The sequence below is a fragment of the Butyrivibrio sp. AE2015 genome (genome assembly GCF_000420825.1).
Lineage (GTDB): Bacteria > Bacillota > Clostridia > Lachnospirales > Lachnospiraceae > Butyrivibrio.
This window is the reverse complement of record NZ_ATVR01000009.1, coordinates 75,300-98,719: the sequence shown is the minus strand read 5'-3', so window position 1 is coordinate 98,719 and position 23,420 is coordinate 75,300. Positions and strand designations below refer to the sequence as shown.

The 23,420-nt window shown below is 39.7% G+C and carries 17 protein-coding genes; 3 read left to right on the top strand and 14 right to left on the bottom strand.

The features are described from left to right. Window position 1: 1 nt before the first annotated feature. From G585_RS18865 to G585_RS17430, 3 genes are read right to left on the bottom strand one after another with little or no spacing between them, the layout of a single operon-like run. Window positions 2-3,148, bottom strand: a complete 3,147-nt coding sequence (locus G585_RS18865) for an ATP-binding protein (protein ID WP_022773870.1) — start codon at window positions 3,146-3,148, stop codon at window positions 2-4. 10 nt (window positions 3,149-3,158) lie between these two features. Further along, on the bottom strand, window positions 3,159-3,920 hold the full coding sequence (locus tag G585_RS17435; RefSeq protein WP_022773869.1) for a response regulator: 762 nt from the start codon (window positions 3,918-3,920) through the stop codon (window positions 3,159-3,161). Between the two features lie 19 nt (window positions 3,921-3,939). Next, complete coding sequence (locus G585_RS17430) at window positions 3,940-8,166, bottom strand: hybrid sensor histidine kinase/response regulator (protein WP_022773868.1); 4,227 nt, start codon at window positions 8,164-8,166, stop codon at window positions 3,940-3,942. A 206-nt stretch (window positions 8,167-8,372) separates the two neighbouring features. Here G585_RS17430 and G585_RS17425 point away from each other — a divergent pair, with 206 nt between their 5' ends. Next, the gene (locus tag G585_RS17425) at window positions 8,373-8,678 is read left to right on the top strand and encodes a hypothetical protein (protein ID WP_022773866.1); all 306 of its coding nucleotides are present in this window, start codon (window positions 8,373-8,375) and stop codon (window positions 8,676-8,678) included. Between the two features lie 36 nt (window positions 8,679-8,714). Here the strand turns inward: G585_RS17425 and G585_RS0106695 are convergent, their stop codons facing one another. From G585_RS0106695 to G585_RS0106675, 5 genes are all read right to left on the bottom strand, one after another. Next, window positions 8,715-9,572, bottom strand: a complete 858-nt coding sequence (locus G585_RS0106695) for a DUF2225 domain-containing protein (RefSeq protein WP_022773865.1) — start codon at window positions 9,570-9,572, stop codon at window positions 8,715-8,717. 21 nt (window positions 9,573-9,593) lie between these two features. Beyond that, window positions 9,594-11,300, bottom strand: a complete 1,707-nt coding sequence (locus G585_RS0106690) for a glutamine--tRNA ligase/YqeY domain fusion protein (RefSeq protein WP_022773864.1) — start codon at window positions 11,298-11,300, stop codon at window positions 9,594-9,596. Window positions 11,301-11,367: 67 nt separating this feature from the next. After that, on the bottom strand, window positions 11,368-14,097 hold the full coding sequence (locus G585_RS0106685) for a putative bifunctional diguanylate cyclase/phosphodiesterase (RefSeq protein WP_022773862.1): 2,730 nt from the start codon (window positions 14,095-14,097) through the stop codon (window positions 11,368-11,370). Between the two features lie 23 nt (window positions 14,098-14,120). Beyond that, window positions 14,121-15,578, bottom strand: coding sequence for an IMP dehydrogenase (guaB, locus tag G585_RS0106680; RefSeq protein WP_022773861.1), 1,458 nt, complete (start codon window positions 15,576-15,578; stop codon window positions 14,121-14,123). A gap of 53 nt (window positions 15,579-15,631) precedes the next feature. Continuing rightward, the gene (locus G585_RS0106675) at window positions 15,632-16,144 is read right to left on the bottom strand and encodes a DUF6106 family protein (protein ID WP_022773860.1); all 513 of its coding nucleotides are present in this window, start codon (window positions 16,142-16,144) and stop codon (window positions 15,632-15,634) included. A gap of 250 nt (window positions 16,145-16,394) precedes the next feature. Between G585_RS0106675 and G585_RS0106670 the strand changes: the two genes are divergently transcribed. Together G585_RS0106670 and G585_RS18860 are read left to right on the top strand one after the other, a co-directional pair. Further along, the gene (locus tag G585_RS0106670; RefSeq protein WP_022773859.1) at window positions 16,395-17,195 is read left to right on the top strand and encodes a hypothetical protein; all 801 of its coding nucleotides are present in this window, start codon (window positions 16,395-16,397) and stop codon (window positions 17,193-17,195) included. A gap of 327 nt (window positions 17,196-17,522) precedes the next feature. Continuing rightward, entirely contained in the window at window positions 17,523-19,016 is a 1,494-nt protein-coding gene (locus G585_RS18860) for a PP2C family protein-serine/threonine phosphatase (protein ID WP_196802892.1), read from the top strand. Window positions 19,017-19,044: 28 nt separating this feature from the next. On the opposite strand, the gene G585_RS0106660 is transcribed toward G585_RS18860, so the two are convergent. The 6 genes from G585_RS0106660 to G585_RS0106635 form a co-directional block, all read right to left on the bottom strand. After that, window positions 19,045-19,311 carry a hypothetical protein gene (locus G585_RS0106660; protein WP_022773856.1) on the bottom strand — a complete coding sequence of 89 codons (267 nt, stop codon included), beginning with the start codon at window positions 19,309-19,311 and terminating at the stop codon, window positions 19,045-19,047. Beyond that, complete coding sequence (locus G585_RS0106655; protein ID WP_155827760.1) at window positions 19,289-19,495, bottom strand: hypothetical protein; 207 nt, start codon at window positions 19,493-19,495, stop codon at window positions 19,289-19,291. Before G585_RS0106655 ends, G585_RS0106660 begins: the two co-directional genes overlap by 23 nt. A gap of 160 nt (window positions 19,496-19,655) precedes the next feature. After that, a complete protein-coding gene (locus G585_RS0106650) occupies window positions 19,656-20,975 on the bottom strand; it encodes an aspartate kinase (protein ID WP_022773853.1) in 1,320 nt (439 codons plus the stop codon). Between the two features lie 29 nt (window positions 20,976-21,004). Continuing rightward, window positions 21,005-22,213, bottom strand: a complete 1,209-nt coding sequence (locus G585_RS0106645; RefSeq protein WP_034481511.1) for a homoserine dehydrogenase — start codon at window positions 22,211-22,213, stop codon at window positions 21,005-21,007. A 23-nt stretch (window positions 22,214-22,236) separates the two neighbouring features. Continuing rightward, window positions 22,237-22,692 carry an ACT domain-containing protein gene (locus G585_RS0106640; protein WP_022773851.1) on the bottom strand — a complete coding sequence of 152 codons (456 nt, stop codon included), beginning with the start codon at window positions 22,690-22,692 and terminating at the stop codon, window positions 22,237-22,239. Between the two features lie 127 nt (window positions 22,693-22,819). Beyond that, entirely contained in the window at window positions 22,820-23,323 is a 504-nt protein-coding gene (locus tag G585_RS0106635) for a helix-turn-helix domain-containing protein (RefSeq protein WP_022773850.1), read from the bottom strand. Window positions 23,324-23,420: the final 97 nt, after the last annotated feature.

Below are 23,420 nucleotides of genomic sequence, written 5' to 3'. Positions count from 1 at the left end.
TCTATTTTAATAAATTTTCCATTTCATCCCAGTCGGCCTTTTTAAGAAGGTCCTGAAGTTTATTTATCTTCTCCTTTTCTTCAGACGGAAGATCATATTTATCAAGTTCATTAAGTACCATTTCTACCGCATCATAATCCATTGCAGGGACAAGCTCTTTAAGAGCGCCGTAGGCATCTTTCAGCATGTCCTCTGTAATGGTTTCTTTTTCGCCTTCGCTTTGATGCCTTTTAGCAAAGTAGTTGTGCAGTTTTCCCTTGTAACTTCTGTAGAGGGACAAAAGAGTTTTTGTCTTTTCTTTTATAAGGTCAATATTTCCACTCTTTCCCGCTTCTTCAAGGCTAAGTGCCAGCTCCGAAAGCTCTTTTGCACCTATTATCCTTGCAGTGCTCTTCAATGCGTGTACCTTAATGGTATAAAAGCTATAATCCTCTGAAGTAAAAGCATCCTCGATCTCTTTTGCCTTTTCATCGATGGTCCCGTAGAAAGTATCAAGGAATTTCTCAAGTGAATCAGTACTTCCGCAGAAGTTGATACCGTCATCAAGATTTATTCCCTCAATACCAATCAATTTTTTAAGGCTTTCAGAAAGATGCGGCTTTTCTTTTTCAACTTCATTTGGATCAACGTCATGAATAAGATTGTCAGGCAGGTACTTTCTGATAGTTTCTTCAAGCAGATCTCCATCAACCGGTTTAGCAAGGTAATCAATAAATCCCTTGCTTCTATAGTAATCCCTTCCATCGTGAGCTGCATTGGCTGTGAGCGCGATTACCGGAATCTCAACCGTGATCTGATGTATCTCCTGAAGAGTCTCAATACCATCCATACCAGGCATCATGTGGTCCAGCAAAATAAGGTTATAGCTGTCATCCAATTTATCAAGACATTCTCTACCACTCATGGCTGTAACGATATTTATCTTAGACCTCTTTAAGAGACCAAGTACAACCTGAAGGTTCATCTCATTGTCGTCAACAACCATAATCTTGGCGTCAGGTGCAACAAATTTAGGAATATATTTTCCGACATGCTGCTCATCATGTTTCTCAACAAATTCGCCTATAGGGTCATTGTTTATCACCTTTTGACTTATTGTGAAGAAAAACGTCGAACCTTCGCCGTACTCACTTTCACACTTAAGTTCTCCGCCCATGAGCTTAACGAATTGTCTTGAGATATTAAGACCAAGACCAGTTCCCTGAACAGCTTCGTTTTTCACTTCATCCACTCTCTCAAATGGGGCAAAAATTTTATCTATATCCCCGGATTTAATACCTATTCCGGTGTCATTAACGCCCAAATACAGATCACACCTGTCGCCGTCTGAGCGAAGCATTGCCAGTTTTAAAGTAAAACCGCCCTCATTTGTATATTTTATAGCATTTGTGAGAAGATTTAAGACAACCTGCTTAAGTTTTCCTACATCACCATAAAGGACTTTCGGTATATCTTTATCTATTTCAACTTTGAAATCCAATCCCTTTTCATTGCTCTTAACACGTATCATAGATACTATACTTCTAAGAGCTTCCGCTGTATCATAGTTCTGCTCTACCAAATTCATCTTCCCTGATTCTATCTTGGACAGATCAAGGATATCATTTATCAATCCCAGAAGAATCTCGGATGCTTTCTTTATAGATGCGGCATACCCCTGAATATTCTCCACATAGTCTCTTGAAACACCTTCTGTGTCCTGACGAAGTATCATCTCATCCATGCCCATGATGGTATTAATAGGCGTTCTGATCTCATGAGACATATTTGCAAGAAATCTTGTCTTTGCCCTGTTGGCACTGTCGGCTTCCTCTTTTGCCTCACGAAGCATGTCATACTGTCTGTCCAAAATTGTATGATATTTAGCTGCCAGCCATACTCCCAGAGAAATGCTAAGTACAAGGAAGCTCACGGCAACCAGTAAAACTCTTATAGTAAAATCATGTCTATAACTTAGTATATTCTTCATGGACATATCCGCGCCAACATAAGCCACGCACTCTCCCGCACTGTTATACACAGGCTGAAGTCCTGTTATATACCAGCCGCTGTCGTCATTAATCTCCACCGGGTCAATCTTTTCACCTGCCACAAGCTGCGGCACATAAGGTAAAAAGCCCTCTATATGCGGATGATACTCACCAATAGAACCACCCACCTTAAATCCCGGATCAGAATCAAATATTATGTAATATCCATTTTCTTTTATCTGATAAACATATGCTCTGTCTACCCCGGGAGAATTAACACAGGTCGCAACCAGAAGTCCCTCCAGGTCTAGGTATCTTTGGTTGGAAAATCCTTCCTCCAAAAAAACAGGCATCATATCGCCATCAAAGGCTCCTGAAATAAGTCTTGTCACGCCCTTAACCTGCTCAATTCTATCGCGTACAGCATTTTCATTGTAGAGCGAAATACTCACATACGAAATAACTGCTGAAAGGAATGTAGCTTCCAAAGCAATTATGGAAAGAAGTCTTATTCTTATCTTTCGACGATTCATGTCATTATATTCGCCGTTATAGAACTGCTCCTTTGCTACTTCAGCATAGTTTAGCTCCCTGTTCCATATTCCATCCCTTACTCCACCGGGGATCAGCCAGACCAGAATAAGTGCTATGACCACAGCTACTGTTTTATCAATGAAATTGACTGCCACATCGCCAATAACATAGGAAAGCATGTATGGAAGATCTGCCTTATCCAATACAAGCGCAGTAAATCCGGCAACCAGTTCATTTTCAGGTACTCCAATAATAGACCACTCGATAAATGCTGAGAGGGTACCTGATATTATAGATATCACAGAAATAAAAGAAATAAGTCCAGACTTTCTCTTAAGATAATTCTTATAAAAGAATCTTGCAGAACAAAGCGCAACAACCATATTTACAATGGCAAAATACAAGGATACGCCATCAAAATAATTGCCTGCCACATTTGTCATAAGCGCAACAAAAAGGCCTGCAAACAAGCCACATTCAGCAGAGGCGAATATTGTTCCTACAGTATCAAGAAAAAGCGGCAGCCCAAAAAAGCCGGCGATCCATTTCCCGGCAAGGTTCAAAAGGATTCCCGCCAGGATCAACGTCACCTTGTATATATATATTTCTTTTGATGAATAATCTTTAAAAGTTCTTTTTCTCATCAGATATCATTCACCTTGACATAAAAAACTTACGAATTGTGTTTACAAGTTCCTCTTTGCCGCTGGTCTTTAATATATAGCCTTCGGGCTTTAGTGAAAGAACTGCCATAACGCTTTCTTTGTCGTCCTTTCCGGTAAGGAACATAACCGGAATATCCTTGGTTTCCTGATCGCTCCGCAGCATCTCGAGAACCTGCGGCCCGTCAGTAACCGGCATCTCATAATCAAGCAGTATAAGGTCTGCACTATTTGAGCTAAGCCACTTTATTGCTCTCATTCCTGAATTGGCCATAGAAACTTTATAGGTATCTTTTAGCCACTCTCTAACAAGTCCCATATAGTTAGGATCATCATCCACGATCAGGACACTTCGTTTAGTTTCGCCATCAGCCACCATATTGAAATAAGCAAGCGTTGCGCTGACAAAGTTCTCATAATTAAGTGGCCTCTCAAAAACTTTTCCAATAAGATGCGGTGGCATTGAATCTATCACGCTTTTGGTATCAACAGCATCACCAATGACAAAGAGCTGTTTATTGCACTCCAACAGCTTATCCTTCAAAAAGGTGGATATTTCAGGCGAAATCCTGTTTCCTGCTTCCAGATAGTACACAATAAGACCATCCTCCGGCCATGCCTCATTTATTGCATTTAAATTTTCTGAAGCAAAAGATGTCTGCAATCTTGCATCATTTAGTTTTCCAAGTAAGACCTTTATTATAAAAGTCTCTTTTTCACCTATTACCAGCACCTTACCTGAGCCAAAAAACATAAATTATCCTCCGTAAGTATCATGTTTTCAGTTCATCTTCAACTTTGTCCCAGTCAAATTGTTTTAAAGCATGTTCTATATTATCAAATTTCTTTTTGTCTTTTTCCGGCAGTTTGTACTTCTTAACCTGCTCCACTACCATTATAGCGCCATCATACTCCATTTGGGTAACGAATTCACTCAAAGCATCATAAGCTTCCTTAAGTTCAGCCTCCGGAATGGGTTCTTTGGCTGAATTATCCTCTTCTTTTTCAACAAGCCCTTTGAGCTTATCCTTGAAATTTCTGTATTTTTCCAGAAGTAGTTTTGTTTTTTCATTAATAAATTCAATGTCATTGTTATTGCCTGCTGCCTCAAGTTTTTTTGCAAGTTCCGAAAGTTCCATTGCTCCGACGAGCCTTGCAGCGCTCTTTAGGGCATGAACCTTAATTGTGAAAGCCTTGATATCCTTCTCGGTAAAAGCTTTTTCAATAACATCCGAATTATCTGATACCGTGTTTGCAAAAAGAGTAAGTGCACTTACATAAGAGTCTTTGCCTCCACAGTTTAGTATTCCTTCATCCACAGAGATATCATCGATGTCTTTTACCCAGGATAGTTCGCCCATGTCTGTCTCCGCATTATCCTGCTTTCCTATGAGTTCCTCCGGTATTTCTTCCTTCAAAAGATCTTTTGGAATATACTTTTTGATTGCCTTTTCAAGATCAGCACCATTTAAAGGTTTTGGGAGATATCCATTAAAACCATGGCTTAAATAAAACTCATTCCCGCTGTTAGCTGCATTTGCAGTCAGCATGAGTACAGGCAGATCCGGGTAGTCCTTTCTTATCTCTTTTATTGTCTCCATTCCGTCCATAACAGGCATCATATGATCCAAAAGGACTAAGTGGAAAGAGTTCTCTTTTAGCTTTTCCAGACACTCTTTTCCATTGGTAGCAGTTGTGAGTTTAAGGCCTGTTTTGCTCAAAAGTCCTGAAATAACCTGCCTGTTCATGGCATCATCGTCCACCACAAGAACCTTTGCTTCAGGTGCGTAAACTTCAGGTACATATGGACCAATATGTATGTCACCGCTGCTTTCAGTGAACTTACCAATGGCACTTCCATCAACTATTTTTTGCTCGACCTCAAAGGTGAAGGTTGAACCTTTTCCATACTCACTTTCGCACCTTAAATCGCCTTTCATAAGCTCCGCAAACTGTTTTGAAATGTGAAGTCCAAGTCCTGTCCCCTGAATAGAGCGGTTTCTGTTTTCTTCAAATCTCTCAAAGGCGGAAAAGAGCTTTTCAATATTCTCTTCTTTAACTCCAATTCCTGTGTCTTTTACCACAAACTTAAGTCCGCAGTCTTTGGCATCAGCCCAAACCTTTTCGACCTTTAAGGTAAATTCGCCTTCTTCGGTATACTTCACTGCGTTTGTAAGAAGGTTTAGTACCACCTGTTTTATCTTGCCGTCATCACCATATAATTTCTGGGGGAGATTTTCATCTACTTCCACCTTGAAATCAAGATTCTTTAAATTGCTTCTTACCCTGATCATAGGTATGATTGCTCTTAAAAGTTCAACAAGATCATACTCTTCTTCCACAAGATGAACTTTTCCTGACTCAATCTTGGACAGGTCGAGAACGTCATTTATAAGTCCCAAAAGAGACTCCGATGCTCTTTTTATGTCACTGGCATAACTCATTATGCTCTGATAATACTCCTTTGGAACCCCTTCAGAGTCCTGCCTCATTATCATCTCATCCATACCCATGATGGTGTTGATAGGTGTTCTGATCTCATGGGACATATTGGCAAGGAATCTCGACTTTGCGCTGTTTGCTCTCTCAGCGTCATCTTTAGCTATGCGGATCTGCTCATATTGCCTTCTTATAATGGTTCCGCTTAGGATCTGCCACACAACCACCGCAATAAGAATAGCTCCCAGGATGCCAATGGCTACCTTTACGGCAACTATCTCTGTGGGCCTTGCCTCCTTTTTTATGTTAAATACTTCATCCTGATATACTTTTCCATTGGCCTGACTCTGAAGCTGGACATGAAGCTTGTAATTTCCGTAAGGAAGACTCGTATATGTCAAGGCTGACATACTATTCTGAAACATAGTCACGCCTTCATCTTTTGATTCCTCAAGGTAAATCCTTACCAGTGGATTTATAAGTGTGTAGTTCAGTATAGATGCATTTATCTGAATTCTGCCTTTGGAAGCAGGAATAACATATGTCCCATCATCTCTCTGTTTTACCTCCCTGTCATCACAGGTTATGGATTTGATATAGATCTTTACATGCGCTTCGCGATCCTGATAGTCATCTATATTTACACTGCTGACTCCGCTTCGCCCGCATATGAAAAGATTTCCCTCATTGTCTATATCGCTGTATGAATTGCCTGTCGGAACACTTGGAAGACCACTTGAAGCGTCAAAGAACTGATATTTAAACTCTTTTCCACTCATTATGTCTTCTATGTTTGCCACATATATACCATTTGAGGCCAGAACCCAGGCATCTCCTGATTTAGAAAAGAAAATGTCATAGTTATTGGAATATGGGAATTTGGTGAGATTGTAGATCTTCTCATCTTTCATATAACACAGTGCATTAGATGTTATTACCCAGTAGATCTGTCTTTCTTCGTCATATTTAATGCGCATGATAACATCACTGGTAAGGCCCTCATCTCTTCCCAGTCTTTTGACATTATGATCCTTATCAACAATATAGATACCATCTCCATCAGAGCCTATATAAATATCGCCGTTTGGTCCTTCACAGGAAGTAAGTAGCAATGTATTGCTGATGGTCTCTTTGCCGATCGTATCAACGACTACTTTATCTTTTATTACTGCCAGTCCTCTGTTAGTTGCAACTAAAATAGATCCGTCTTCTCTTAGGCTGATACTTCTTATCTCATTGCATATAAAGCCGGATTTCTCATCAAACTTAAGGATGTCACCTCTTTTGGAATAGCATATAAGCCCTTTATCTTTCGTAAAAGTCCCAATCCACAGATTACTGTCGTAATCCTCAATAATGCACCGTATCCTTACGTCTTTTAGTTCTTCTGTCAGTTCATTCTCAATTCTGTGATTTCCTGACGTGACAATCTCAAGGCCTTTTTCCGTTCCAATGTATAATAATCCTCCAAAAGTGCAGGTAGCATTGACAACTTCATTGCTTGCATTGGCCTGGTCGGAGACATTCACAAAGCTGTTGGCAACAAGTTTCATAACTCCCTGTCTTGTTGATGTAAACCACAAATTCCCCTCATAATCCTCTATCATGGAACCAATAAGGCTTGTAAGAGGAAGGTTGTCCAATGTGATATATCTGTTATTCTTATCAAGGTATCCTACCACACTGCCTGACAAGACCCATATTCTGTCTGCAGCTTTGCCTATCCAGGAAATATCTGATGCAGGACTTACAGATACCCTCTTAAGTCCCATACCCTTGCTGCCATATCTGCCGTAATATACAAGGTCATTGGTGGTCCCATAATAAAGATATCCCTTTGAATCAGGGTCCACAAAGATTGTTGTAACTGTATCTATTCCAAGATCCTCGCTGGAATAGCAGGATATGATCTCTCCGTTTTCTATGCAGAACACTTCTCCCAGCCTGTTACATCCGTACACTCTACCATCAGAATCTGCTATTAACCTGATGATATATGTATCAGACAAAAGAGAATCATCAACCAGGTGAAGTCTCATATATTCGTCAACATATGAGATACCGTTAGTAGATCCGGCATAAACATTTCCATCTATACTCTCTGCAAGAGACCTCATTGTGGAAGATTTAAGACCATCAAGGTAGCTGTATCTGATAGTATTGCCATTATCAAGGACCACTATTCCATTGTCATTAGTTCCCACCCACAGCCTGTGCTTATGGTCTTCTAAAAGTGTATTGGCATTGGTGAGACCATTAGTCGAATCCTGGCGCTCGAAGGTAATGCCGTCATACTTCATAAGTCCGGCATATCCGCCAACCCATATATACCCATCGCTGCCTGATAAAATACAATTTGCATCAGAAGTGGGAAGTCCGTTTGATGAATTATAGAGCTTTGTAGCATATCCAAGACCTTTTACCTGACCCGTAGCCGCCATGGCACCGCCGACATTTTCTTCAGTGTTTTCTTCCTCGGCATTTACAGATAAAGGCATCAGAAAGAAGACTAATAAAAACAGATATATAATTCCTATCTTTCTAAGATTTATTGAAAGCATCAACCAATCTCCCAAAAGGCGCAGTTATCGCAATTATGTTTTACTTTATTGCATTATATCATCAATGCTATCTCTTAATTATTTCTTAATTCTTATAAAAGCATTAGATTTCCTTAAACTTTTTTTGTTCATCAATGAATTAACGCTTTTATTTGTAATTAAATTGTATTAAAATTAAACTATCGTTCGATAGGAGGATTATTAAAATGTCCAAAAACAGTGGATTTGGTAAGTTTATATTATTCTGTACAGCAGTAGGCGCTGCAGCTGCAGGTGCTTATTACTATCTTTCCAAGAGAGAAGCTGAGATAGCTGACAGCTTCGACGATGATTTTGATGAATATGATGATTTCGAGGATGATCTCGATGAGGAAAAAGATATAAAGACAACTTCCAGAAAGTATGTTGATATCAAGACTTCTGAATCTGATACAAAAGATGAGGAAGAAAACGAAGCTGATAAGGAGCCATCCTCATCAGAAGAATTCTTTGACGACGAAGACGAGAAATAATGAGTATTAAAAAAGAGGTGCTTAGCACCTCTTTTTTTATTGTTCTCCAGTTTTTTCTGTGAGCATATCCTTTAAAACTCTGGCCTTATCCTTGATCCTGCTGTTTGCAACTCTTGATGTAAGAATCTCAGAGATCATCTTGCTTGCAACATCAAACTGATCTGTCTCCATAGCAAGAGCTGCTATCAGATAGTCAAGAGTTGTTGAATCCATTCCTGCAATAGGGAATTCCTCAGACTGTCTTGCCATTACAAATCCGTTAAGGGCATTTGTAAGGAGCTCTTTCTCCTGCTCATCATTTTCTTTTTTCTTGGTCTCGTAATCAGGATCAGACTCATCAAGACGCTGTGTCTCACCTCTTACGACCCAGGCGGTTTTCATACAGATGTATGCCTTTTCACTGTTTTTTGCTTTCTTTACAACTGCATTGGCAAGTGCAAGCTGATAAAGACTCTTGGCATGTTCATAGCTGTATGTAGGTTCTTTATAGACTATTTTCCTATAGTTCATGCAGATCTTTATTCTGATATCTTCGATCTGATACTTATTAAGTGTTGTAAAGTATCTTCCAAGAGCTGCATATCCACACTCTGGACAGCCTATAACATCATATTTATTCTGATCGACTTCGCTGTAATCAGGTCTGAGGTCGATATCTACAGCCTTCATTCTGACCTTACCTGTTCTTACAGTTTTAGCTTCAAATTCTGATTCGCAAACCGGACATTTATATTTCTTGTCAAAAAGGTAATCTTCCTCATTAACAAGCGCAAGCTTTTTCTTGGGTTCTTCCTTTTTAACTACAGTTTCTTTTTTCTTTGGATCCTCAAAAAGGTCTCCGCCACCGATGTTTCCCAGTCCAAGTTTCTCAAGTCCAGAAAAAATACCAGCCATGCCTATACCTCTTTTCTTAAATTAGTTTTTAGGTAATACAAATGAGCTCTTTAATGACACTATTCTGTTAAATACAGGTGCTCCTTCCTTGGAATCCTTTGAATCAACACAGAAAAATCCATTTCTTACAAACTGGAATTTGTCATAAGCTACTGCATTTTTAAGCTCAGGTTCAAGTTTTGCATTCTTGATCACAGTGATGGAGTTAGGGTTAAGGTTAAGTGATCCATCCTCATTATAAACACCCTTTTCTTCATCAATGATATTCTCATACAAACGTACTTCTGCATTAAGTGCTTCCTTAGCAGAAACCCAATGAATTGTACCTTTAACTTTTCTCTCGTTAAATCCGCTTCCTGACTTTGTTGCAGGATCATATGTGCAATGAACAGCAATAACATTGCCATTCTCATCCTTATCACATCCTGTACATGTTACAAAGTAAGCATTCATAAGTCTTACTTCATTTCCAGGGAAAAGACGGAAATACTTCTTAGGAGGATTCTCATAGAAGTCCTCTCTCTCAATATAGAGCTCTTTTCCGAAAGGAATCTTTCTTGTTCCCATTTCAGGAACTTCCTTGTTATTCTCAATCTCAAGATACTCTGTTTCACCTTCAGGATAATTGTCGATAATAAGCTTTACAGGATCAAGGATAGCAAGCATTCTCTTAGCCTTGAGCTTAAGATCTTCTCTTATGCAATACTCAAGCATAGCATACTCAGCTGTAGAGTTTGCCTTACTGATACCACACATATCAACAAACATCTTTATAGATTCAGGAGTAAATCCTCTTCTTCTAAGTGAAGCAATAGTAACAAGTCTTGGATCATCCCATCCGTCAACTATGCCATCTTCTACAAGACGCTTGATATATCTTTTACCTGTAACAACATTGTTGAGATAGAGCTTTGCAAACTCGATCTGTCTTGGTGGGTTCTTATATTCACATTCTGTCTTAACCCAGTCATACAAAGGTCTGTGATCCTCAAACTCAAGAGTGCAGAGAGAATGTGTGATGCCCTCAATAGCATCCTCAATAGGATGAGCAAAGTCGTACATAGGATAGATGCACCACTTGTCACCTGTTCTTGCATGTGTCATATGAGCAACCCTGTAGATAATAGGATCTCTCATGTTAATATTAGGTGAAGCCATATCGATCTTGGCACGAAGTGTCATAGCGCCATCTTCAACCTTGCCGCTCTTCATCTCTTCAAAGAGTCTTAAGTTCTCTTCTACACTTCTGTCCCTGTTAGGATCATTCTTACCGGGTTCTGTAAGAGTTCCTCTGTACTCACGCATTTCATCAGCAGTAAGCTCTGAAACATAAGCCTTACCTTTTTTGATGAGCTTTACAGCGTCTTCATACATCTCGTCAAAATAATCAGATGCATGGAATAAACGATCCTCATAATCTGCACCAAGCCACTTAACATCCTCGATGATAGAGTCCATGAACTCTGCCTTTTCCTTTGTAGGGTTGGTGTCGTCAAATCTCATATTAAACTTGCCGCCGTACTCTTTTGCCATTCCATAGTTTAAAAGAATACTCTTAGCATGTCCTATATGTAAAAAGCCGTTTGGTTCAGGCGGAAAACGAGTATGTACGTGGTCGTACACTCCATCCTGAAGATCCTTATCAATTGCTGCTTCAATAAAATGCCTTGAAGGAGTATTGCCTTCTTCAGCATTGTCATTTGTTTTTGTTACTACTTCTTCTGCCATTTTGTTCTTATAACCAACTTTCTAAAAATTATAATCGTACAACATAGTATATCATAGTACGCAACATTTAACTATAGACGTATTTTTCCTCAAATGCAGCCCTTCGTAAAGGCTTGTCATAATAGTAGCCCTGAACGTATTTTACTCCCAGTCCCTTTAAGGCACTTAGCTGCTGCTTAGTCTCTATACCTTCCACGCATACCTCTGCACCTATAGTCTTGCCAAGCTGACTTATGGTCTTTATGAAAGCTTTGGAATAATCATCTGTTTCTATTCCCTTGGAGAAATTCTGATCAACCTTGATAATATCAAAGGGCAGCGCTCTCAAACTGCTAAGTGCTGAATATCCCGTTCCGAAATCATCAAGGGCAAGCCTTACTCCAAGTGCTTTTATATCAAGAAGTGTCTGCTTGGTCCTTGCAAGATCATTTATAGCAAGTCTCTCAGTGAGCTCAAGGATGAGATTCTGAGGTTTTAAGTGGTTTTCTTCAATACATTCTTTAATTACATCCACAATATCAGTCTGCATGATCTGAACTACAGAAAGATTTACGCTGATCGCAAACTCGCCTGTTCCCGATTCATTCCATTGTCTGCAACATTCACAGGCCTTTTTCAGGACATAATTGCCAATAGGATTTATAAGTCCCAAATACTCCGCCAGAGGAACGAATTCATCAGGACTAAGGAATCCCAGTTTTTCACTGTTCCATCTGACAAGTGCCTCCGCTCCTACATGCTTGAACTGACCGTTGCCGCTCTTAAGGTCAGAAGGCTGCATGATAATGGGCTGGAAGAATACTTCAAACTCATCACAGCTCTTTCCAATGGCATCATACATGCTCTTTTCAAGGTCAAGTCTGTGGATTGAAGAAGAATCTATATTATCTGAATACTCTGCCACACGGTTTTTGCCGGATTTCTTGGCTTCATACATGGCAACATCAGATTTTCTGATAAGCTCAGAAACACTGTCCCCGTGATCAGGAAACTTTACAATACCCATACTCATAGTGCAGTAATAATCACTGTCTTTAAGGTACCATGGCGTAGCAAAGGCGTCCTTGATCTCTTCCATTATCTTATCAAGTCTTCCAAAGCTATCAGGTGGAACGATGATAACAAATTCATCTCCGCCCATTCTGTAGCAGGAATTGCCGATACCCTCAATCCTGCTGATCGACTTGGAAATATCCTGCAAAAGAATATCGCCGTACTGATGACCCAAACTGTCATTTATATGTTTGAAGTCATCAAGATCAAGGTACATTAGTGCACCGTGAGTATTATTCTGTCTTGCCTCATCCACATATCTGGCAAGGTCTTTTTCACAGCACATTCTGTTGTAAAGGCCTGTCAGGAAATCTGTATAAGCCTGAAGCTCAATCCTGCGCTGATAAAGCTTCTTCTCAGTTATGTCATACAAGGCGCAAAGAGATACAGGTCTTCCGTCAACCCACTTTATTCTTGTGTAGTAAACGTCATACCATTTACCTCTAGCCCTGTGATTTACTTCATAGTTACCACTTCGGCTCCTTGATGGAATATTGGATTCAAAAAGGTCCACAAGAGAGTTCTCACTTATTTCCCTGCTGAAGTTCTTTTTAAAGCTTCTGTTTGCAAACAAAAGAACTCCGGTCTCAATATCTCTTACATAAATGGAACTTCCCACATTATCAAGAACTGACTCAAGTGAAGCAAAAGAGCTTGCAAGAGAGTTCTTTTGCAGTCTCTTGGTAATAATACTCTGGAGCACTCTTATAGCATCATTTATGTATTTGATGTCATCAATGGACCATATCCTTATTTCTCTGGTCTCTGTAAAGCACGCATAGAACAGGATAGCGCCGTTGACAATTATAGGCATGGCTACAAGCGCCTTAATTGACAGATTATCAAGCTGTTCCCTTTCGCCTGCATTCATCTGACTGTCGCTTGATACAACAACCGCTTTTTCAGAGCCAAGGAACCAGCATTTCTCCTGGTCTGTTGTATCAGGAAACATCTTGGATACGCCCGCTGCCGTCCACTGCACTACAACATCCATCAGATGACCATGATGTATCCTGCAGGTGTATGCATTACTTACCTGTAGGTAATCGCAGAGTTTAGATAGCATATCCACCATTATTTCCTCAATTGAATCATCACTATCCAAAAGAGATACTATCTCTGTCATAGTCTCAGCTCTTCTAAAAGAACTGGTCATTTCAAGCTCCTGCTTTTTGCTGACCTTGCTACTGGCCTCAGCCATTGTTCTGGATGTTTCAATACCCAAGACCACACTAAGTGACTCTCTGAGAAGATCTAAAGTCTTATATAGTTTTCTTTCTGATATCTGGTAAGTAAAAGATTCTAATGGCTGAACATGATAAAACTCTTTTTCATATTCTGCATCAGTAAGTACACCGCATACGATCCACACAGCGGCAGTAGAATTATCGTTTTTGACAGCAACAGCAGCGAGCTTTAAATTTGGAACTTCTGTGATCTCCACAGCCTGATCCTCAAGCTCGCTCTCGGATACACGCTTAAATATGTTGTGTATCCTTACATCTGTCACGTATTTTTGAATTAGTTTTATTTCTCTGGGATTACCTGAAAATTGACTTACAGGTACTTCATTAGTATCAAGGCAAAAAGCATATATACCAGCCATCTCACAGAATCTGTCCTGCCATGACTGGATCGAAGCGGCATTTTTTTGCGCAAAATCACCAAGGGCTCCGCTAAAATCCTTTAGAGAACCCATTTCACCAGTGTTTTTTGCTTCTGCTTCGTTAATAAACTCTTGCAAGTTTTCACTCCCGGAGAATATTTTTATCTATCAGATGCGCTGTAGTTAGGCGCCTCTTTTGTAATCTGAATATCATGAGGATGTGACTCACGAAGTGCTGCTGAAGTAATCTTGATAAATCTGCCGTTTTCCTTAAGCTCCTCAATTGTCTGGCATCCACAATATCCCATTCCTGAACGAAGTCCACCAATAAGCTGGAATACAGTATCTTCAACTGTTCCCTTGTAAGCTACACGACCTTCAACGCCTTCAGGAACAAGTTTCTTGGCATCTTCCTGGAAATAACGATCCTTTGAACCGTTCTCCATAGCTGAAATAGAGCCCATTCCACGGTAAACTTTGTACTTTCTTCCCTGGAAAAGCTCAAACTCACCAGGTGCTTCGTCACAACCAGCAAACATTGAACCCATCATAACGATGTTTCCACCGGCTGCGATAGCCTTTGTAATATCTCCTGAGTACTTGATACCACCATCAGCGATGATCGGGATACCATACTCCTTAGCAACTGCATAGCAGTCCATGATAGCTGAGATCTGAGGAACACCAATACCTGCAACCACACGTGTTGTGCAGATAGAACCAGGTCCGATACCAACCTTGACAGCATCAGCACCAGCCTCGATGAGGTCCTTTGTTGCAGCGCCTGTTGCACAGTTTCCTGCGATAACCTGAAGATCAGGGAACTTCTCTTTGATCATTCTAAGGCACTTAAGAACGTTCTCTGAATGTCCATGTGCTGAATCAAGAACAACAACGTCAACCTTAGCATCCACAAGAGCTGCTACACGATCAAGACAGTTTGCAGAGATACCAACACCGGCTCCGCATAAGAGTCTTCCCTGGTCATCCTTTGCAGCAAGAGGATACTTGATTGTCTTTTCAATATCTTTAATAGTGATAAGTCCTACAAGATTGTAGTCATCATCAACGATTGGGAGCTTTTCTTTTTTGGACTTGGCGAGGATACTCTTTGCTTCTTCAAGAGTGATACCCTCTTTTGCAGTAATGAGGTTTTCGCTTGTCATTACTTCCTTGATCTTCTTGGAGTAGTCTTTTTCAAACTTAAGATCTCTGTTAGTAATGATACCAACAAGCTTTCTGCCCTCTGTGATAGGTACACCTGAAATACGGAATTTAGCCATGAGTGAATCTGCATCTGCAAGTGTATGGTCTGGTGAAAGAGAAAATGGATCTGTGATTACGCCATTCTCTGATCTTTTAACCTTATCAACCTCTTCAGCCTGAGCTTCAATTGACATATTTTTGTGGATGATTCCGATACCACCCTGTCTGGCCATCGCAATAGCCATTCTGTGCTCTGTAACTGTGTCCATTCCTGCACTCATCATAGGAATGTTAAGTCTGATCTTTTTTGTAAGCCATGTTCCAACATCTACCTGATTAGGTATAACCTGTGAATAAGCAGGTACTAAAAGCACATCGTCAAAAGTAATTCCTTCACCAATTATCTGTCCCATTATAATCTCCCATTATCTATAAAATCTCATTACATTAAAATGCAATTATCAACTTAATCTGTAAAAACTTTTCTAGGTGCTACAGCCTTAACTGCCGCAACGAACTCTTCTGTTGGTTCAAATATTATCTTGTCTTTTCCATCGTAATAGATTGTGTATGTAGGATCCGGCTGAGCGTCCTTATTTTTTGATGAAAAATCTGATGTCTTGTATGTCTTATTCTTGAATTCGTCTAAATGATATGATCTGGATGGAGCCATTGCCTCAATGTGCTCAACTGAATAAGTACCCACATGCTTACGGGAACTTTTATTAAGAACTTTGTCTACTGAAATCTCTTTGTCACAATACTGATACTCGTACTCAATGTTTGCATTAAGTGCTGCAAAATGATAACCAAAACCTGCTGCCACGCAAAGTATAAGACCAATTATTCCAAAACCAAGCATGAAAGCTGCAATGAAGAAAACAACTGCAAAGAAAATGCTCAAATACTTGAGAAAAGTAATAACCGGCGATGCCTTACTTTCAACGAGGCATTCTACATAACTATTGTCGTTAACCATCTGTAAAACTACTCCTCCTGTTAGTCGCCATTTTTATCAAGTATCTTATATTCAAATTAATGCCATGTCAAGGGCAACCACGATTATTCTTATTGACATTGAAGGACATAAATTTGTATCATATGTGACAAGTGCTCTAAAACAATTCATTTTGTTCCTGCACACAGTCATCAATTCTATTATATACATTTTTACGAACAAAAAATATTATATTTCTGTTAATATTTTTTGATGCTCCGGAGGTTTTAAAATGTCAGTACATGAAGAGATCAGAGAACAGCAAAAGAAATTAAAAGGTCAGGGTGTAAAGGCTCATCTGCAGTATTTTTGGGACTACTACAAAATACATACGATCGTCGCCTTAGCCGCCATCATATTTATAGTAGTTTTGGTAAAAGATGTTACAAACAATAAGCCTTACGCTTTTTACGCACTAATGCTCAACAGTTATTCATCAAATGCAGAAGAAGTCCTTGAGAGTGAATTCACAGAATATGCCGGCATTGACACTACTACAAGCAGTTGCTTTATAGACACTTCAGTTACATATAATACAGAAATAATTGATGAAGTAACAATTGCAACCAGCCAGAAGATCATGGCAAACCTCTCAGCTGCAGAGCTTGATTCCATGGCAGCTGACCAGAACACCTTTGCCTATTACGCACATCAGGATATATTCACGGACCTCAGAACTATATATGATGAAAGCTTTCTTAACAAATATGCCGATAAGCTTTTCTATGTAGACAGAGGTCTTGTGGATTACATCGCATCCGATGCCTACCAGGATTTTCTTATGAACGGTTCCTACGATAAAGACAACAAGTACGCAGTCATGGCTGCTGATATCTATGCAACAGGCCAGTATCCTGATACTCCTGTAAATGAAATGGATAACCCTGTTCCTGTCGGAATCATTATTGATGATTCAAAAGTAATAACAGACAACAATCTCTATCAGGGATCAACACCTGTAGTCGGTATAATCGCCAACACAACCCGCCTTGATAACGCAAAACTCTTCATTGAATATCTTCTGAATAAATAAGTGTACTTTGTCGCTGACCATTAATCGGGCCAGCGACTTTTTATTTCCCTTTTATCGTCATATGGTATATTTTGTAATATAATTATATTAACAGTCTTCAAATACCGCGGTCCGAAGGCAGGATAACGCATGTCAAAAGAAAAAACAAAAAACAAAAAATCATTGAAAAGACAGGCTTTACAACTGATTTTTGTCAGTGTTCTTTTGCTGCAATTTATAACCGTACTGGTATGTTCTCGTTTTTTCCTGAAATCCACAGTAAGAAATCATAAAATATTTTATGAAAAGCTTGCCGCATACGTACAGTCTGAACTGGATATGGAGTATGTGGAAAAAATATTCCGTGAAACAAAAGAGATATATGAAAAAATCCCTGAAGAAAATCGTAAGGATCCATTTGCCGATGATTATAAGGAATATTTTATTCCTCTTTTGGATGACGACTTTTTTACAGCAAGGAAAGTTCTGACTAACTGCAGGGAAGCTACTGAAATTATTAATATAAGTCTCACATTCTATGACAAAGAAAATGTAAGGCTTGTTCTTGTTGTAGACGGCGACAAATCCGGATATGCCTACCTCCCCGGGCAATATATCTCTAATGATAACGGTGTAGTAGAAAGCTGGGATGAGATTCAAAAAACTATAAATTCAGATTCTTATATGCCTCTAAGCCATACTTCACTGCTTGGCTACTCAGCAACTGACTATGAGCCGCTGTATGGTCCGGACGGAACTATGATCGGATTCACAACCCTTGATATAAGTCTCAACGTTCTTTCCGATAATCTATTTCTTTTCCTTACAATGTTTGTACCTACTATCCTTGCGCTATTCCTTATTCTTTCAATTATCCTATCAAGAAGTATAGATATAAGGATAATCTCACCTATTCACTTGCTTGTAAAAGCTGCCAGGAGTTATACCGAAAGAGATAAGGTCTCCGAAGAAGAAGAAAGCTCTGTCTTTTTTGAAAATGTGGATATTCACACCTCTGATGAATTGGCCGAGCTTCGCGATACCATGGCTGATATGGAACAGAATATTAACAGATCCATGAAAGAGATCAGACTTGTAAGTGCGGAAAAAGAGCGAATCGCAGCTGAGCTTGATATCGCTGCCCAGATTCAGCAGTCAGCTCTTCCAACTGATTTCTCCGTAAGTGAAAAGGTGGATCTGTGCGCCTCTATGACTCCGGCAAAAGAAGTCGCAGGAGATTTCTATGACTTCTTTATGATCGATGAGGATCATCTTGCTATGATCATAGCTGATGTATCCGGAAAAGGCGTACCTGCTGCCCTCTTTATGATGAAAGGAAAAGAGCTTCTTAGAATCAGAGCCGAGAAAGGTGGAAAACCATCAGAAATACTTGGATATGTCAACAATGCTCTCGCAAAAGGCAACGACAATGCAATGTTCATAACTGTCTGGCTTGGAATACTTGAAATAAGTACAGGTATAATAACTGCTTCTAACGCCGGGCACGAATACCCATTTATTGCCGATGAAAATCAGGTCTTTAGCATATATAAAGACCCTCACGGCGCTTTTTGCGGTGCCTTTGAGGGCCTTGAATACGAAGACTATGAGATTAAAATCACGAAAGGCGGAGGCATATTCCTCTACACCGATGGTGTCGCTGAAGCAAAAAGAGCTGATGATAAGATGTTTGAGACTGATCGCATTGAAAGCTGCCTAAACGCTCATAAAGGCTCATCTTCTCAGGAGCTACTGACCGCTATCACCGAAGCTATCAACGACTTCACCTCAGGCGAAGAGCAATACGATGACATTACTATGCTGTGCCTTTTATTAAGATAATGATGTTTATGATAAGCCAACACCAGCATTAAGCCAATCCATTGTCACAATTATCCCCAGGATGCTCCTTCCCTGCTGCAAAATAGTCGTCATTCTTACCGGGGTTACTCTTCGGCCCCATTGGTTTTGGAGCATTTTTACTACGATCCATCATTTTTTTATATTCCTCAGGATCGAAACCGCCTGACACAAATTCAAGGTCATTATCACATATCAAATTTTTATTCATATCGATATTAGCCATAACCACATTCTCCATTATTATTATCCACTTACGCCAGTCCTGTGCCTTCATTCTCACCCTCTTTATTCTTAAGGGCACCAAAACAGTCATTGCCGCCAGGACTATTCTTTGGTGCCAGTTTATCCGGTATTCTCTTCATCTGTGCATTGTTATTAAGGATAGTCCCCATACCGACTCCGCCGGTAACATATTCAAGATTACTATCAGAAATAACTTTCTTATCTATATTATTCATGATCTTTACCTCCATCATATCTTTGTTTCTGTTACCATTATATACGAGCCATTTTCCCACATGGCAAAAAAGAATCATAAAAAAGTATTACCATTTTATAAACAAAAACTTCCCTTGCAGCCGGGGGGGCTGCAAGGGAAGGCTATTTTAGCAAAATGTCTCAGACCTGCGTTGTTACGAAGATGTCGTAGATGGCACTGATGGCTTTTTCAAAGTCGCGGGTTTCTACGCCGATGATGATGTTAAGCTCTGATGAGCCCTGGTCGATCATACGGACGTTTACGCTGGCATGTGCAAGTGCTGAGAAGATTCTTCCGGCTGTGCCTCGTGTTGATTTCATGCCGCGGCCTACTACTGCGATGAGTGCAAGGTCTGATTCGATCTCAAGCATGTCAGGTCTGGCGAGTCTGTGAATCTCTGATACTACTGCCTGCTCTTTTTCAATGAACTCATCCTGCTGAACAAATACTGTCATAGTATCAATTCCTGATGGAACATGCTCAATTGAAATATTCTGATCTTCAAATGCCTGAAGTACTTTCCTTACAAAGCCAACCTCAGAGTTCATCTGATCCTTTAAGATATTTACGCAGCAAAAACCTTTTTTGCCGGCAATACCGGTGATAACATATTTGGACTTTTTAGCTGTTGACTCTACAATCCATGTTCCTGGATCCTCAGGCTTATTGGTATTTCTGATATTGATCGGGATTCCTTCTTTTCTGACAGGGAAGATTGCATCTTCGTGAAGAACTGAAGCACCCATGTATGCAAGCTCTCGAAGCTCTGTGTAAGTTATTGTCTCGATGTGTGGTGGCTTCTCAATGATCCTTGGATCAGCAACCAAAAACCCTGATACATCTGTCCAGTTCTCATAGACGTCAGCCTTGATGGCTCTTGCTACGATAGAACCTGTAATATCTGAGCCTCCTCTTGAGAAGGTCTTGATGCTTCCATCAGGGAAAGCACCGTAAAATCCAGGGATTACAGCCTTTGGAGTCTTCTCAAGTTTTTTTGCCATCTGTTTGTTGGTCTTTTCTCCATCAAACTCTCCGTTCTTATCAAAAGATACTACTGTTGCAGCATCTATAAATTCATAACCAAGGTATGCAGCCATAATAATGCCGTTTAAGTACTCGCCGCGGCTTGCAGCGTAATCCTTTCCTGCTGCTGCCTTAAAGTTCTTTTCTATGGTCTTAAACTCATTTGAAAGGTTGAGCTTGAGTCCAAGTCCTTTTATGATCTCATCATATCTTGCTTTGATGTCTGATAGCTGTTTTGAAAAGTCTTTTCCTGCCTCTGCAAGAGCATATGTCTTGTAAAGCATGTCAGTAACCTTAGTATCCTTGGAATTTCTTTTTCCAGGTGCTGAAGGAACTACATAAACTCTGTCAGGATCTGACTTTATGATATTTCCTACTTTTTCAAACTGTTCGCTGCTGGCAAGTGAACTTCCGCCAAATTTAACTACTTTTTTCATAATATTCTCCTAAAAAATAATAGCTATTTTTAATACATTCTTATATAACCTTTAACACTATCAAGCTTCCAAAGCTTCTCTTCAAAATCCTTTTCAGAAATAAGATCTGTAATAAAAGCAAATTCACCGGAAACGCTGTTTCTTTTTACAATGTCGATATCTGATCCAAAGAGCTCAATTGCCTGATCCTTAAGGGATTCAGAAACTCTCACAAAGAACCTTCTGACAGCGTTGTCCTTTGAAGTAAGCTTAGCTTTCTCAGAATTCATATTAACTTCGATATGTTTGCCTTTATGCTTGACCATATCGATAACATCAGCAACTACAGCGCTTGCTGTGGCATTTTTACCTGCGCCCTTTCCATAGAACATTACGTCGCCAAGCATGTTTCCATGAATATTTATCGCATTAAATACGCCGTTTACATTGGCAAGCGGGTGCTCATAAGGAATAAGGAATGGTGCAACAATAGTAAAGAAACCATTCTCATTTCTTTTACACATAGCAAGGAGCTTGATGGCCATATTAAGTGCACGCGCATACTCAAAATCTTCAATTGAGATGTGTGTGATGCCCTCAGTGTAGATATCTTCATAATCCACATGTTTGCCACTCATAAGGCTTGAGAGAATGGCAATCTTACGGCATGCATCATATCCTTCTACATCAGCTTCAGGATTTCTTTCTGCATATCCCTTTTCCTGAGCCTTTTTAAGGACTGTTGCAAAGCCAACTCCCTCTTTATCCATCTTGGTAAGAATATAGTTTGTAGTGCCGTTTAAGATACCTGTAATTGAGTCAATCTTCTCATGCTTAAGGGAATCATTTATTGAACGAAGAACCGGTATTCCACCGCCTACACTTGCTTCAAAGAGATAGCTTACTCCATTTTCCTTTGCAAGTTCCACAAGTTCCGGTCCGTGAGCTGCAACAAGTTCCTTATTGGAGGTACATACACATTTGCCTTTTGAAAGAGCCTGCTTCTCAAAAGTAAATGCCGGTTCGATACCACCCATGGTCTCGCAGATAACGTCTACTTCAGGATCATCCAAAATAATATTGATGTCGTGAACTACCTGTGACTCATGCTTATCTCCAGGGAAATCGCGCAAATCAAGAATATACTTAAGTTCTATCTTTTCACCGGCGCTTTTTGCAACTTCATTTGCATTAGTATCCAATACTTCAACTACGCCGCTACCAACTGTGCCATATCCTAATACTGCTACTTTTGCCATGTCTTCCTCCAAAATTGTATCTATTATGTAAAAGTTGCACTTCGTCCCGTAATGTGTACCTTGTGGACTCCGTCAGCTTTTTCCATCTTATTTATCATATCCATGATGTCTCTTGTGGTAGGAAGAACCTGAATAGTTATAGAAATGGATGCCACACCATTAAGTGGGATTGATTGATGAATCGTAAGTATATTGGCTCCAAACTCAGCGATGAGTCCAAGCACATAAGATAACAGCCCCACCTCATCATTCATCTGGAAAGTGAGTGTCAGGGTAGTTCCCTGCAGGCTATCGTGGAATTCATAGATATCTTCTTTATATTTGTAAAAAGAACTTCTGCTGATCCCGACTCTGTCAGCAGCTTCATTTACAGTTTTTACTTTACCGGATTCCAGAAGCTTTTTGGCATCTACAACCTTTAAAAGCACCTCTGGCACCGCTTGCTTTTTAATTACATAAAAACCGGTATCCTGCTCCATTTTCCTTCTCGCTTACATTTTTTAATATTTGTTTTTCTACCACGGACATTTGTATGTACTGGAAAGAATTTTAGCACATTAAAGTTTTAAAGACAAGTATAAAAATTAAAAAAATCTAAAAATAATCTCACTTCAAAGCATCAAGCTTTTCTTTATTTATCTTTCCTTCAGCTATTGTGCCATTAACCCAGAGCTTGAGTGCCTCAACTGTAGCATCAATATGTTCAAGCTGCTTCTGGATATTTGCAAAATCTTCAAGCTCGTCATCAGATATCTGTCCATCGGCTGTTATCTCTATGAGTCTGTCTTTCTGACGTTCAAGCGAATTGAGAGATGAAAGCATTCCAAGTACTATTTCTGAAAGTGATGATATTTTTACCTCAGGCACAGATGTCTTTCCAATAGCACATTCATGAGTGCAGTAATAATTACAAAGATCAGGTCTCTTATAGGCTTTGGCCATAAGAACAACGTCCTCAGGATATATATTTGTTTTGCCTGTTTCCATCTTCTCAAGACTGCTCTCTGAAATGCCTTCCATAAGTTCACTGGCCTGAGCTCTTGACAATCCAAGATTATCCCTGCATTCAAAGTAAATGTTTTTATTTTCCTTAATAGATCTTTTTCCCATATAAACCTCCAACTAACACACTGCTTGAATCCATTTCTACTAATTCTACAATACATCTTAGCCCATGTCACCACTTACAGACGCAATCCCACTTATT

What these genes read in the sequence shown, in the direction of transcription:
- guaB (WP_022773861.1), bottom strand. Translation starts at nt 15,578, where the DNA reads ATGGGACAGATAATTGGTGAAGGAATTACTTTTGACGATGTGCTTTTA.
- G585_RS17425 (WP_022773866.1), top strand. Translation starts at nt 8,373, where the DNA reads ATGTCCAAAAACAGTGGATTTGGTAAGTTTATATTATTCTGTACAGCA.
- G585_RS0106655 (WP_155827760.1), bottom strand. Translation starts at nt 19,495, where the DNA reads ATGAATAATATAGATAAGAAAGTTATTTCTGATAGTAATCTTGAATAT.
- G585_RS17430 (WP_022773868.1), bottom strand. Translation starts at nt 8,166, where the DNA reads ATGCTTTCAATAAATCTTAGAAAGATAGGAATTATATATCTGTTTTTA.
- G585_RS0106660 (WP_022773856.1), bottom strand. Translation starts at nt 19,311, where the DNA reads ATGAAGGCACAGGACTGGCGTAAGTGGATAATAATAATGGAGAATGTG.
- G585_RS0106650 (WP_022773853.1), bottom strand. Translation starts at nt 20,975, where the DNA reads ATGAAAAAAGTAGTTAAATTTGGCGGAAGTTCACTTGCCAGCAGCGAA.
- G585_RS18865 (WP_022773870.1), bottom strand. Translation starts at nt 3,148, where the DNA reads ATGAGAAAAAGAACTTTTAAAGATTATTCATCAAAAGAAATATATATA.
- G585_RS0106645 (WP_034481511.1), bottom strand. Translation starts at nt 22,213, where the DNA reads ATGGCAAAAGTAGCAGTATTAGGATATGGCACAGTTGGTAGCGGCGTA.
- G585_RS0106695 (WP_022773865.1), bottom strand. Translation starts at nt 9,572, where the DNA reads ATGGCTGGTATTTTTTCTGGACTTGAGAAACTTGGACTGGGAAACATC.
- G585_RS0106670 (WP_022773859.1), top strand. Translation starts at nt 16,395, where the DNA reads ATGTCAGTACATGAAGAGATCAGAGAACAGCAAAAGAAATTAAAAGGT.
- G585_RS0106675 (WP_022773860.1), bottom strand. Translation starts at nt 16,144, where the DNA reads ATGGTTAACGACAATAGTTATGTAGAATGCCTCGTTGAAAGTAAGGCA.
- G585_RS17435 (WP_022773869.1), bottom strand. Translation starts at nt 3,920, where the DNA reads ATGTTTTTTGGCTCAGGTAAGGTGCTGGTAATAGGTGAAAAAGAGACT.
- G585_RS0106640 (WP_022773851.1), bottom strand. Translation starts at nt 22,692, where the DNA reads ATGGAGCAGGATACCGGTTTTTATGTAATTAAAAAGCAAGCGGTGCCA.
- G585_RS0106635 (WP_022773850.1), bottom strand. Translation starts at nt 23,323, where the DNA reads ATGGGAAAAAGATCTATTAAGGAAAATAAAAACATTTACTTTGAATGC.
- G585_RS0106690 (WP_022773864.1), bottom strand. Translation starts at nt 11,300, where the DNA reads ATGGCAGAAGAAGTAGTAACAAAAACAAATGACAATGCTGAAGAAGGC.